The sequence below is a fragment of the Salinivibrio socompensis S35 genome (assembly GCF_000513715.1).
GTDB lineage: Bacteria > Pseudomonadota > Gammaproteobacteria > Enterobacterales > Vibrionaceae > Salinivibrio > Salinivibrio socompensis.
In genome coordinates this window covers 1-11,384 of record NZ_AQOD01000106.1, presented here as the reverse complement: position 1 = coordinate 11,384, position 11,384 = coordinate 1, and the positions used below count along the sequence as shown (strand labels likewise).

Here is an 11,384-nt window from a genome sequence, read left to right as displayed (position 1 = left end):
TGCCTTCAGACCCCGTTCGGTTAGGCTTTGGTACCCTTTTCGGATCGAATGGCTTCAGACCGTTACCGTAAGGCCCTGTTACCATTCCGATTTAGTGGCAGTACCCGTTTTCGTTTCTGAAGAATGATCGGTCACAAGCTTGGCGAGTTTGCACCAACACGTACTTATCGCGGCCACGCTGCTGATAAGAAAGCTAAGAAGCGATAAGGGGTAAGAAATGGAAGCTATTGCTAAACATCGCTTTGCTCGTATCTCGCCTCAAAAAGCACGTTTGGTTGCGGATCAGGTGCGCGGTAAAGACGTAGCACAAGCACTGGAACTACTGACTTTCAGCGACAAAAAAGCTGCTGACTTGGTTAAGAAAGTGTTGGAATCTGCTATTGCAAACGCCGAGCATAACGAAGGTGCGGACATCGACGATTTAAACGTCGCCAAAGTCTTCGTTGATGAAGGCCCAACCATGAAGCGTATTATGCCTCGTGCAAAAGGCCGTGCCGATCGCATCTTGAAGCGTTCTAGCCACATCACTGTTGTTGTAGCAGACCGCTAAGAGACGAGGAGATAAAGCAATGGGTCAAAAAGTACATCCTAATGGTATTCGTCTGGGCATTGTAAAGCCTTGGAATTCCACTTGGTTTGCTAATAACCAAGATTTCGCTGACAACCTAGACGGCGACTTTAAGGTACGTCAGTTCTTAAATAATGAACTGAAAAAAGCGTCAGTATCTCGCATCGTTATCGAGCGTCCAGCCAAAAGCGTCCGTGTGACTATTCACACTGCTCGTCCTGGTGTGGTGATCGGTAAGAAAGGTGAAGATGTCGAGAAGCTGCGCGCTCGTGTTGCAAAACTGGCCGGTGTACCAGCGCAAATTAATATCGCTGAAGTACGTAAACCTGAGCTAGATGCGCAACTCGTTGGCGACAGCATCGCATCACAGCTAGAGCGTCGTGTTATGTTCCGTCGTGCGATGAAGCGCGCCGTGCAAAACGCTATGCGCCTAGGTGCCAAAGGTATCAAAGTGGAAGTAAGCGGTCGTCTTGGCGGCGCTGAAATCGCTCGTACCGAGTGGTACCGTGAAGGACGTGTGCCATTGCACACGCTTCGTGCTGACATTGATTACGCAACTTCTTCTGCTCACACCCAGTACGGTGTTATCGGCATTAAAACCTGGATCTTCAAAGGCGAAGTCCTAGGTGGAATGGCTGAAGTGGAGCAAAAGGCTGACAAGCCGAAGAAGCAGCGTAAAGGCCGTAAGTAAGGAGTCTATCGATGCTTCAACCAAAACGTACTAAGTTCCGCAAGACTTTTAAAGGTCGTAACCGCGGTCTGGCGCACGGTACTGACGTAAGCTTCGGTACCTATGGCCTAAAAGCTGTTGGTCGCGGTCGTATCACTGCGCGTCAAATCGAGGCGGCTCGTCGTGCGATGACTCGTCACATTAAACGTCAAGGCCAAATCTGGATTCGTGTCTTCCCCGACAAACCAATTACTGGTAAGCCGTTGGAAGTTCGTATGGGTAAGGGTAAAGGTTCAGTTGATTACTGGGTTGCTCAAATCCAACCAGGCAAAGTCCTGTACGAAATGGATGGTGTTCCTGAATCACTGGCTCGCGAAGCGTTTGAATTGGCTTCACGTAAGCTACCGATCAAAACCACTTTCGTAACTAAGGCGGTGATGTGATGAAAGCACAAGAACTACGTGAAAAGACTGTTGAGCAGCTGAACGAAGAGCTAATGGGTCTGCTACGTGAGCAGTTTAACCTGCGCATGCAAGCGGCGACTGGCCAACTTCAGCACACTCACACTCTGAAAGCTGTTCGTCGCGATATCGCACGTGTTAAAACCGTACTGACTGAGAAGGCTAACGCATAATGAGCGAGAACATCCGCACTCAGCAAGGTCGCGTCATCAGCGACAAAGGCGATAAAACTATCGTCGTTGCTATCGAGCGTTTTGTGAAACACCCAATCTACGGTAAGTACATCAAGCGCACGAGTAAGCTACACGTACACGATGAATCAAACCAGTGTAACCAAGGTGACACTGTTGAGGTTCGTGAGTGTCGTCCAATTTCTAAGCGTAAGTCTTGGACATTGGTTCGCGTTGTTGAAAAATCACGCATCTAAGCGGTTTTTCAGACAATAATAAGTCAAACGGCTCTCAATCGGGGGGCCGTTTATTTTTTATCTACCCATCTGGTCAAAATAGTGTTATTATTCGCCGCCCTTGTAAAAAGGCAGCCCGACCCGAGATGGGTCTAGATGTAATAACAGCGGAGCACTAACAATGATCCAAATGCAAAGTATGCTGGACGCAGCCGACAACTCCGGCGCTCGCAGTGTAATGTGTATTAAGGTTCTGGGTGGCTCTCACCGTCGTTACGCCCACGTTGGCGACATCATCAAAGTTACCGTTAAGGATTCAATTCCTCGTGGTAAAGTGAAAAAAGGTGATGTGCTTAAGGCGGTGGTAGTTCGCACCCGTAAAGGCGTACGTCGTCCAGACGGCTCTGTCATTCGCTTCGACCGCAATGCTTGCGTGTTGTTGAACAACACGAACGAGCAACTAGTCGGCACACGTATCTTTGGCCCTGTGACACGCGAACTTCGTAACGAGAAGTTCATGAAAATTGTGTCTCTGGCGCCTGAAGTTCTGTAAGGAGCGATCTCATGGCAGCTAAAATCCGTCGTAACGACGAAGTTATCGTTCTTGCCGGTAAAGATAAAGGCAAGAAAGGTACAGTATCTAAGGTTCTACCAACCGGTAAAGTTATCGTTGAAGGTATTAACCTCGTGAAGAAACACCAGAAACCGGTTCCGGCTCTGGGCACTCAAGGTGGCATTGTTGAACAAGAAGCCGCTATTGATGTTTCCAACGTGGCTATCTTTAACGCAGCAGCTGGTAAAGGTGACCGTGTAGGCTTCCGATTTGAAGACGGTAAAAAAGTCCGTTTTTTCAAGTCGAATGGCGAAACTATTAAGTAATTCTGGAGTAGTACAATGGCGAAACTGCATGATTACTACAAAGAGACAGTTGTAGCTGAGCTATCTAAGCAATTTGGTTACAAAAGCATCATGCAAGTCCCAGGGATCGAGAAGATCACCCTTAACATGGGTGTGGGCGAAGCTCTGAACGACAAAAAACTGCTTGAAAATGCAGCTTCTGATATGACCGCAATTTCTGGTCAAAAGCCGCTCATTACTAAAGCACGTAAGTCAGTCGCAGGCTTCAAGATCCGTGAGGGCTACCCAATTGGTTGTAAAGTAACCCTACGTGGCGAGCGTATGTGGGACTTCTTTGAGCGCTTAATCGCGATCGCAGTTCCTCGTATCCGTGATTTCCGTGGCCTTAACCCGAAAGCGTTCGACGGCCGTGGTAACTACAGCATGGGCGTTCGCGAGCAAATCATCTTCCCTGAGATTGACTATGACAAAGTCGATCGTATCCGTGGTCTTGATATTACTATCACTACCACTGCAGGTACAGATGAGGAAGGTCGAGCTCTGCTGGCTGCCTTTAACTTCCCATTCCGTAAGTAAGGTGAAGGGTTACTGTTATGGCTAAAAAATCGATGAAAGCACGTGATGTAAAACGTGCGAAGCTCGCAGCGCGCTATGCTGAAAAGCGTGCGACCCTGCGTGCGACCATTAAAAGTGTCAACACGTCAGACGAAGAGCGTTGGGACGCAGTCCTGAAGCTTCAGTCGCTACCGCGTGATTCTGCGAAGTCTCGTCAGCGTAACCGCTGTAACCAGACTGGTCGTCCACATGGCTACCTACGCAAATTCGGTTTAAGCCGAATCAAGGTTCGTGAAGCTTGCATGAAAGGCGAGATTCCGGGTCTGCGTAAGGCAAGCTGGTAATTGAATCACGGGAGTAAAGACTTATGAGCATGCAAGATCCGATCTCGGATATGCTGACCCGCTTACGCAACGGTCAGACAGCAAAGAAAGTTGCTGTTAAAATGCCTTCGTCAAAGCTAAAGGTGGCAATTGCTGAGCTACTAAAAGCAGAAGGTTACGTGGCTGATGTCGCGGTAAATAGCGACGACAAGCCTGAACTGGAAGTGACGTTGAAATACTTCGAATCTAAACCAGTTATCGAGCAAATCCAACGTGTTAGCCGTCCAGGCCTGCGCATCTACAAAAAGAAAGATGAGTTGCCTTCAGTGATGGGTGGCCTTGGTATTGCAGTTGTATCAACTTCGAAAGGTTTGATGACCGATCGCGCAGCTCGCAAAGCGGGTCTGGGCGGTGAGATCATCTGCTACGTAGCGTAATAAGGAGTAGGAAATGTCTCGTGTTGCAAAAGCACCTGTCGTAGTTCCTGCCGGCGTAGAGGTGAAACTTAACGGTCAGGACATCACTGTAAAAGGAAGCAAAGGCGAGCTAAACCGCCAGCTTCACGATATGGTGGCAGTAAACCAAGAAGAAAACACCATTACCTTCGCACCACGTGTGGAAGACGCTAAGGCATGGGCTCATGCTGGTACAGCGCGCGCACTGGTCAACAGCATGGTTGTTGGTGTAACAGAAGGCTTTACCAAGAAACTGATCCTGAAAGGTGTTGGTTATCGTGCAAATATTGCCGGTAACAAACTTAACCTGACACTTGGTTTCTCTCACCCGGTTGAACACGTTCTTCCTGAGGGTGTAAAAGCAGAGTGCCCAAGCCAAACTGAAATTGTGATCAGCGGTGCTGATAAACAAGCAGTTGGCCAGGTGGCTGCTGAAATCCGCGCATACCGCAAGCCAGAGCCTTATAAAGGTAAAGGTGTTCGTTACGCTGACGAAGCTGTGCGTACTAAAGAAGCTAAGAAGAAGTAAGGTAACACTATGGATAAGAAAGCATCTCGTATCCGTCGTGCGACCAAAGCACGACGCAAGATCGCGGAAATGGGTGCGACTCGCCTGGTGGTACACCGTACTCCACGTCATGTGTACGCACAGGTTATCGCTGGTAATGGCGCGGAAGTTATCGCTGCCGCTTCTACCGTAGAAAAAGCGATCCGTGAGCAAGTTAAGAGCACCGGTAACAAAGACGCCGCTGCAGCCGTGGGTAAGATCATTGCTGAGCGAGCGAAGGAAAAAGGCATTCGAAGCCGTTGCTTTTGACCGTTCCGGTTTCCAATACCACGGCCGTGTGGCTGCACTGGCAGATTCTGCCCGTGAAGCTGGTCTGAAATTCTAAGGTAGGTGGAAGATGGCTAACGATAAACAACAAAGTGATTTGCATGAGAAGCTGATCGCTGTAAACCGTGTATCTAAGACGGTTAAAGGTGGTCGCATCTTTACCTTCACTGCCCTGACTGTGGTGGGTGATGGTAACGGTCGCGTAGGTTTCGGTTACGGTAAAGCCCGTGAAGTACCTGCTGCGATCCAAAAATCAATGGAAAAGGCGCGTCGTAACATGATTACTATCGCGTTGAACGACGGTACCCTGCACCATGCTGTAAAAGGCCGCCACACTGGTTCTAAAGTGTATATGCAGCCAGCATCAGATGGTACAGGTATCATCGCCGGTGGTGCGATGCGTGCCGTGCTTGAAGTAGCAGGCGTCCAAAACGTTCTGGCGAAAGCATACGGTTCGACCAACCCAATCAACATCGTTCGTGCAACGATTGATGGTCTGGGTGGTACGAAGTCTCCAGAAATGGTAGCTGCTAAACGTGGCATGCCTGTCAACGAAATTCTGGGGTAATCGACATGGCTAAGACAATTAAAGTAACTCAGACTCGTAGCGTTATTGGCCGTTTGCCGAAACACAAAGCGACCCTGCGTGGCTTGGGCCTACGTCGCATCAACCACACTGTTGAACTTGAAGATACACCGTGTATTCGCGGTATGATCAATAAAGTCAACTACATGGTCAAAGTGGAGGAGTAATCACATGCGTTTGAATACTCTATCTCCGGCTGCAGGCTCAAAGCCTTCTGCGAAGCGTGTAGGCCGTGGTATTGGTTCAGGCCTGGGTAAAACCGGTGGCCGTGGTCACAAAGGTCAGAAATCACGTTCAGGTGGTTCAGTACGCCCAGGTTTCGAAGGCGGTCAAATGCCTTTGAAACAGCGTCTGCCAAAATTCGGTTTTACTTCGCGTAAAGGCCTAACTTCAGCTGAGGTTCGTCTAGGCGAACTGGCTAAAGTTGACGGTGACGTCGTAAACCTTGAGTCGCTAAAAGCGGCTAACGTTGTTGCACAAGACACTCGTACGGCGAAAATCGTACTGTCTGGCGAAATCGCTCGTGCAGTGACGGTTAAAGGTGTTCGTGTCACCAAAGGCGCTAAAGCGGCAATCGAAGCTGCAGGCGGTAAAATCGAGGAATAACTAGCTCGAGGACGAGGTACAGATGGCAAAACAACCAGGACAAAACTTCAGTAGTGCAAAAGGCGGAGTTGCGGAGCTGAAAAGTCGCTTACTTTTTGTAGCAATGGCATTATTGGTATTCCGTGCCGGCTCTTTTGTGCCAATTCCTGGTATTGACGCTGCTGTACTTGCCGATCTGTTCGAACAGCAACAAGGGACCATCATTGACTTGGTTAACATGTTCTCTGGTGGTGCCCTTGAGCGTGCCTCGATACTGGCACTGGGCATTATGCCGTATATTTCGGCATCGATTATTGTTCAGTTATTGTCAGTCGTTCATCCCGCATTAGCGGAATTGAAAAAAGAGGGTGAATCTGGTCGTCGTAAGATAAACCAGTACACTCGCTACGGCACGTTGGTGTTGGCAACGTTCCAAGCAATTGGAATCGCGACCGGGTTACCAAGTATGATGCCGGGTCTGGTGATTAATCCAGGTCCAGCGTTTTACTTTACCGCGGTAGTTAGTTTGGTGACCGGTACCATGTTCTTGATGTGGTTAGGTGAGCAAATTACCGAGCGTGGTATCGGTAACGGTATTTCGTTGATTATTTTCACCGGGATCGTCGCGGGTCTGCCACCCGCAATTGGACAGACAATAGAGCAAGCGCGTCAAGGCGACATGTCTCCGCTTCTCTTGCTAGGTATCGCAGTTATCGTATTGGCTGTCGTCTACTTTGTGGTCTTCATGGAGCGTGGTCAACGTCGTATCGTTGTTAACTACGCTAAGCGGCAACAAGGTCGTCGTGTCTTTGCAGCGCAAAGCACACACCTGCCTCTTAAGATCAACATGGCAGGCGTTATTCCAGCGATTTTTGCATCAAGTATCATTCTGTTCCCTGGCACGCTTGCTAACTGGTTTGGTAAGGGTGATCAGACAAGCTGGCTAACCGATGTGTCTTTGGCACTGAGTCCGGGTCAACCAGCGTATGTGATACTTTATGCGGCAGCGATTATCTTCTTCTGCTTTTTCTATACGGCGTTAGTGTTTAACCCGCGAGAAACTGCAGATAACTTGAAGAAGTCAGGGGCGTTCGTACCTGGTATTCGCCCGGGTGAGCAGACTGCTAGATACATTGATAAAGTAATGACACGTTTGACCCTCGCGGGCGCCATGTATATTACCTTTATCTGTCTGATCCCCGAGTTCATGATGATTGCGTGGGATGTACACTTTTACTTTGGTGGAACATCACTACTTATCGTAGTAGTCGTAATCATGGACTTTATGGCTCAAGTTCAGACTCATTTGATGTCTCAACAATATGAGTCCGTGTTGAAAAAAGCCAACCTAAAAGGCTATGGCCGCTAATAGGTTGTCTATTTACGGAGTTTAGCAATGAAAGTTCGTGCTTCCGTTAAGAAAATCTGCCGTAACTGTAAAGTGATCAAACGTAACGGTACCGTTCGTGTGATCTGCAGTGAGCCAAAGCACAAGCAACGCCAAGGCTAATAGCAGAATATTTTTCTTGCAAAATGAGGTCAGGCTGGCTACATTAGCCAGCCCACCTTTTGTATGTGCAAAAGAAGTGGCTATGCCGCTGCGTATCCTCGACGGGCTCTGCAGCGGTTCTACTTGAAAAGTACTAGGAGTGAATAGTGGCCCGTATAGCAGGCATTAACATTCCTGATCAAAAGCACGCTGTTATCGCATTGACTGCGATTTATGGCGTCGGCAAAACTACCTCTCAAGCTATCCTAGCTGATGTCGGTATTGCTGAAAGCACTAAGATCAGTGAACTATCAGAAGAACAGATCGACCAATTGCGTGACGGTGTGGCTAAATACACCGTAGAAGGCGATCTACGTCGTGAAATTTCCATGAACATCAAGCGTCTTATGGACCTTGGTTGTTACCGCGGTTTGCGTCATCGTCGCAGCTTGCCACTACGTGGCCAGCGTACGAAGACCAATGCTCGTACCCGTAAGGGTCCGCGCAAACCGATCAAGAAATAATCGGGGTAGGTGAGTACTATGGCTAAACAAGCAACTCGTGCACGCAAACGCGTACGCAAGCAAGTCGCTGATGGCGTTGCGCACATTCATGCGTCTTTCAATAACACAATCGTGACGATTTCTGACCGTCAAGGCAACGCTCTCGCATGGGCGACTGCCGGTGGTTCAGGTTTCCGTGGCTCTCGTAAGTCAACTCCATACGCCGCGCAGGTAGCTGCAGAGCGCTGTGGTGAAATGGCTAAAGAGTACGGCCTGAAAAACCTCGAAGTGATGGTTAAAGGTCCAGGTCCAGGTCGCGAGTCTACTATTCGTGCCCTGAACGCTGCGGGCTTCCGCATCACTAACATTGTTGATGCGACGCCAATCCCGCATAACGGTTGTCGTCCACCTAAGAAACGCCGCGTTTAATACGCACTAGCGCTGTTTCTTAGAATATTGGAGAAAGATCATGGCAAGATATTTGGGTCCTAAGCTGAAGCTTAGCCGTCGCGAAGGTACTGACTTGTTCCTTAAGTCAGGCGTACGCGCGATTGATACCAAGTGTAAAATTGATAACGTCCCAGGCGTTCACGGCCAGCGTCGCGGCCGTCTGTCTGACTATGGCGTTCAGCTTCGCGAGAAGCAAAAAGTTCGTCGTATGTACGGCGTAATGGAAAAGCAGTTCCGTAACTACTACAAAGACGCTGCCCGTATCAAGGGTAATACAGGTGAAAACCTGCTTCAGCTTCTTGAAGGTCGTCTAGATAACGTAGTTTACCGCATGGGCTTTGGCGCAACTCGCGCTGAATCACGCCAGCTGGTAAGCCACAAAGCGATCCTAGTTAACGGCAAAGTTGTTAACGTACCTTCTTTCAAGGTGTCGGCAAACGACGTGGTTAGCATTCGCGAGAAAGCTAAAAACCAGGCGCGCATCAAAGCAGCTCTAGAAGTTGCGGCACAGCGCGAACTGCCAACTTGGATCGAAGTAGACAGCAAGAAGATGGAAGGCACATTCAAACGCCTACCAGAGCGTTCTGATTTGTCTGCTGACATCAACGAACACCTGATCGTCGAGCTTTACTCTAAGTAAAGCTGAACTAAAGAGAGGACATAATGCAGGGTTCTGTAACAGAATTTCTTAAGCCGCGTTTGGTTGATATTGAACAAGTTAGCTCGACGCACGCAAAAGTAACTCTTGAACCTCTAGAGCGTGGCTTTGGCCATACTCTGGGGAATGCGCTACGTCGTATCCTACTTTCATCTATGCCAGGTTGTGCGGTGACGGAAGTTGAAATTGACGGCGTATTGCACGAGTACAGCACCAAAGAAGGGGTTCAGGAAGATATCCTGGAAATCCTACTTAACCTTAAAGGCCTAGCCGTTAAGGTTGAGGGTAAAGATGAAGTTATCCTTACTCTGACCAAGTCTGGTGCAGGCCCTGTTGTTGCAGGCGACATCACCCATGATGGTGGTGTTGAGATTGCGAACCCAGAACACGTTATCTGCCACCTGACTGATGCACACGCTGAAATTAGCATGCGTATCAAGGTAGAACGTGGTCGTGGCTATGTACCAGCGTCTGCGCGTATCGATAGCGAAGACGACGAGCGCCCAATAGGTCGCCTACTTGTCGATGCAACGTTTAGCCCAGTAGATCGTATTGCTTACAACGTTGAAGCAGCACGTGTTGAACAGCGTACCGACCTCGATAAGTTGGTCATCGATATGGAAACTAACGGTACACTGGATCCTGAGGAAGCGATTCGCCGTGCGGCAACTATTCTGGCTGAACAGCTGGATGCGTTTGTTGATTTACGCGACGTACGTGTCCCTGAGGAAAAAGAAGAGAAGCCAGAGTTCGATCCGATCCTACTGCGTCCTGTAGACGATCTTGAACTAACTGTTCGCTCTGCCAATTGCTTGAAAGCAGAAGCGATTCACTATATCGGTGATCTGGTACAGCGTACTGAGGTTGAGCTTCTTAAAACGCCAAACCTTGGTAAGAAGTCTTTGACAGAGATTAAAGACGTGCTGGCATCACGTGGTCTGTCTCTAGGTATGCGCCTAGAAAACTGGCCGCCAGCATCAATCGCTGAAGATTAATCAGTTACTGATTATTTAGTTAGAAGGATTAGGTCATGCGCCATCGTAAGAGTGGTCGTCAACTCAATCGCAATAGCAGCCATCGTAAAGCGATGTTCAGCAACATGGCTAGCTCGCTGGTAACTCACGAAGTTATCAAAACAACTTTGCCAAAGGCAAAAGAGCTGCGTCGCGTCATTGAACCGTTGATTACCTTAGCTAAGAACGACAGTGTTGCTAACCGTCGTGTAGCGTTCGCCCGCACTCGTAACGACGAAGTGGTAGCGAAACTGTTTAATGAACTCGGCCCACGTTTTGTTTCACGTGCAGGCGGTTACACTCGCATTTTAAAATGCGGTGTTCGTTCAGGTGATAAAGCCCCAATGGCTTACATCGAGCTCGTAGATCGCCCAGAGCAAGACGCTGAGGAAGCTGCAGAATAAGTAATTTATTGTTGTAGTGTATTTAGAAAAGCCAGGCTTAGTGCCTGGCTTTTTCTTTATCTGCACTTATCTTTACAGACGCTGCGATATAGGATCAATAAGTAAAAATGTTATTGGTTAACCTTCTAGTCACCCTAATAGCGCTAAGTCGGTATTAATAATAGCTGGAGATTTGCGAATAAATAACACCCAATATGGGGTCAAACTCAGCAATAAGGTTTGATTTTGAGCGAACAGAAAATAAAGTGAAATTTATTGTTGACGGTTGTTACGTTTTCTCTAAAATGCACCCCTACTTAACGCCGACAACGTGTTGGGGAAGTCAAAAAGACATTTTATTTCGGCCCTTGGGGTTCAAAATAAAAGATAAAATTTCTTCTTGACTTTGACGGTAAGGTGCGTAAGATACGCAGCCCTGACCAAGTGAAGCGAAGCTTCGCACAGTCAACGCTCTTTAACAATTTGACCTATGCAATCTGTGTGGGCACTCGTTGAGAATAGACAAAAAGATTTATTCGATACACTGAGTGACCAATTCATGTTGGTACAGCCTTGAGCTGTTTTA

At 48.3% G+C, this 11,384-nt stretch carries 21 protein-coding genes and 2 pseudogenes; all 23 read left to right on the top strand.

The genetic code is table 11. The features are described from left to right. Positions 1–97: 97 nt before the first annotated feature. A pseudogene (locus DZ54_RS24240) lies at positions 98–207 on the top strand (ribosomal protein S19 family protein); the annotation flags it as partial. 10 nt (positions 208–217) lie between these two features. Further along, positions 218–550: a 50S ribosomal protein L22 gene (rplV, locus tag DZ54_RS0111990; RefSeq protein WP_025674322.1), complete on the top strand. Its 333-nt coding sequence runs from the start codon at positions 218–220 to the stop codon at positions 548–550. A gap of 19 nt (positions 551–569) precedes the next feature. Next, positions 570–1,259 carry a 30S ribosomal protein S3 gene (gene rpsC, locus DZ54_RS0111985; RefSeq protein WP_025674321.1) on the top strand — a complete coding sequence of 230 codons (690 nt, stop codon included), beginning with the start codon at positions 570–572 and terminating at the stop codon, positions 1,257–1,259. A gap of 11 nt (positions 1,260–1,270) precedes the next feature. Continuing rightward, a complete protein-coding gene (gene rplP, locus DZ54_RS0111980; protein ID WP_021024470.1) occupies positions 1,271–1,681 on the top strand; it encodes a 50S ribosomal protein L16 in 411 nt (136 codons plus the stop codon). Next, a complete protein-coding gene (rpmC, locus tag DZ54_RS0111975) occupies positions 1,681–1,872 on the top strand; it encodes a 50S ribosomal protein L29 (RefSeq protein ID WP_025674320.1) in 192 nt (63 codons plus the stop codon). The genes rplP and rpmC overlap by 1 nt, the downstream gene beginning before the upstream one ends. Continuing rightward, positions 1,872–2,126 (top strand): 30S ribosomal protein S17, encoded by a 255-nt coding sequence (rpsQ, locus tag DZ54_RS0111970; protein ID WP_021024472.1) that lies wholly within the window; start codon positions 1,872–1,874, stop codon positions 2,124–2,126. The genes rpmC and rpsQ overlap by 1 nt, the downstream gene beginning before the upstream one ends. Positions 2,127–2,286: 160 nt before the next feature. Further along, on the top strand, positions 2,287–2,658 hold the full coding sequence (gene rplN / locus DZ54_RS0111965) for a 50S ribosomal protein L14 (RefSeq protein WP_021024473.1): 372 nt from the start codon (positions 2,287–2,289) through the stop codon (positions 2,656–2,658). Between the two features lie 11 nt (positions 2,659–2,669). After that, the gene (rplX, locus tag DZ54_RS0111960; RefSeq protein WP_025674319.1) at positions 2,670–2,984 is read left to right on the top strand and encodes a 50S ribosomal protein L24; all 315 of its coding nucleotides are present in this window, start codon (positions 2,670–2,672) and stop codon (positions 2,982–2,984) included. A 15-nt stretch (positions 2,985–2,999) separates the two neighbouring features. Beyond that, positions 3,000–3,539: a 50S ribosomal protein L5 gene (rplE, locus tag DZ54_RS0111955; protein WP_025674317.1), complete on the top strand. Its 540-nt coding sequence runs from the start codon at positions 3,000–3,002 to the stop codon at positions 3,537–3,539. A gap of 17 nt (positions 3,540–3,556) precedes the next feature. Then, the gene (gene rpsN / locus DZ54_RS0111950; RefSeq protein ID WP_025674315.1) at positions 3,557–3,862 is read left to right on the top strand and encodes a 30S ribosomal protein S14; all 306 of its coding nucleotides are present in this window, start codon (positions 3,557–3,559) and stop codon (positions 3,860–3,862) included. A 23-nt stretch (positions 3,863–3,885) separates the two neighbouring features. Then, complete coding sequence (rpsH, locus tag DZ54_RS0111945; RefSeq protein ID WP_021024477.1) at positions 3,886–4,278, top strand: 30S ribosomal protein S8; 393 nt, start codon at positions 3,886–3,888, stop codon at positions 4,276–4,278. A gap of 13 nt (positions 4,279–4,291) precedes the next feature. Then, positions 4,292–4,825 carry a 50S ribosomal protein L6 gene (rplF, locus tag DZ54_RS0111940; RefSeq protein ID WP_025674313.1) on the top strand — a complete coding sequence of 178 codons (534 nt, stop codon included), beginning with the start codon at positions 4,292–4,294 and terminating at the stop codon, positions 4,823–4,825. A 9-nt stretch (positions 4,826–4,834) separates the two neighbouring features. After that, positions 4,835–5,189, top strand: a pseudogene (gene rplR, locus DZ54_RS0111935) (50S ribosomal protein L18). Between the two features lie 12 nt (positions 5,190–5,201). Then, the gene (gene rpsE, locus DZ54_RS0111930) at positions 5,202–5,699 is read left to right on the top strand and encodes a 30S ribosomal protein S5 (RefSeq protein WP_021024480.1); all 498 of its coding nucleotides are present in this window, start codon (positions 5,202–5,204) and stop codon (positions 5,697–5,699) included. A gap of 5 nt (positions 5,700–5,704) precedes the next feature. Beyond that, positions 5,705–5,884: a 50S ribosomal protein L30 gene (rpmD, locus tag DZ54_RS0111925; protein WP_021024481.1), complete on the top strand. Its 180-nt coding sequence runs from the start codon at positions 5,705–5,707 to the stop codon at positions 5,882–5,884. A gap of 4 nt (positions 5,885–5,888) precedes the next feature. Beyond that, the gene (gene rplO / locus DZ54_RS0111920) at positions 5,889–6,323 is read left to right on the top strand and encodes a 50S ribosomal protein L15 (protein ID WP_025674308.1); all 435 of its coding nucleotides are present in this window, start codon (positions 5,889–5,891) and stop codon (positions 6,321–6,323) included. A gap of 22 nt (positions 6,324–6,345) precedes the next feature. After that, entirely contained in the window at positions 6,346–7,671 is a 1,326-nt protein-coding gene (secY, locus tag DZ54_RS0111915; RefSeq protein ID WP_025674307.1) for a preprotein translocase subunit SecY, read from the top strand. Between the two features lie 27 nt (positions 7,672–7,698). Beyond that, positions 7,699–7,812 (top strand): 50S ribosomal protein L36, encoded by a 114-nt coding sequence (gene rpmJ, locus DZ54_RS24235; protein ID WP_021024484.1) that lies wholly within the window; start codon positions 7,699–7,701, stop codon positions 7,810–7,812. Positions 7,813–7,958: 146 nt separating this feature from the next. Continuing rightward, positions 7,959–8,315 (top strand): 30S ribosomal protein S13, encoded by a 357-nt coding sequence (rpsM, locus tag DZ54_RS0111905; protein WP_021024485.1) that lies wholly within the window; start codon positions 7,959–7,961, stop codon positions 8,313–8,315. 18 nt (positions 8,316–8,333) lie between these two features. Beyond that, the gene (rpsK, locus tag DZ54_RS0111900) at positions 8,334–8,723 is read left to right on the top strand and encodes a 30S ribosomal protein S11 (protein WP_021024486.1); all 390 of its coding nucleotides are present in this window, start codon (positions 8,334–8,336) and stop codon (positions 8,721–8,723) included. A gap of 40 nt (positions 8,724–8,763) precedes the next feature. After that, a complete protein-coding gene (gene rpsD / locus DZ54_RS0111895; protein ID WP_021024487.1) occupies positions 8,764–9,384 on the top strand; it encodes a 30S ribosomal protein S4 in 621 nt (206 codons plus the stop codon). Between the two features lie 23 nt (positions 9,385–9,407). After that, a complete protein-coding gene (locus DZ54_RS0111890) occupies positions 9,408–10,397 on the top strand; it encodes a DNA-directed RNA polymerase subunit alpha (protein ID WP_025674304.1) in 990 nt (329 codons plus the stop codon). A gap of 35 nt (positions 10,398–10,432) precedes the next feature. Next, positions 10,433–10,819, top strand: coding sequence for a 50S ribosomal protein L17 (gene rplQ / locus DZ54_RS0111885; RefSeq protein ID WP_025674303.1), 387 nt, complete (start codon positions 10,433–10,435; stop codon positions 10,817–10,819). Positions 10,820–11,384: the final 565 nt, after the last annotated feature.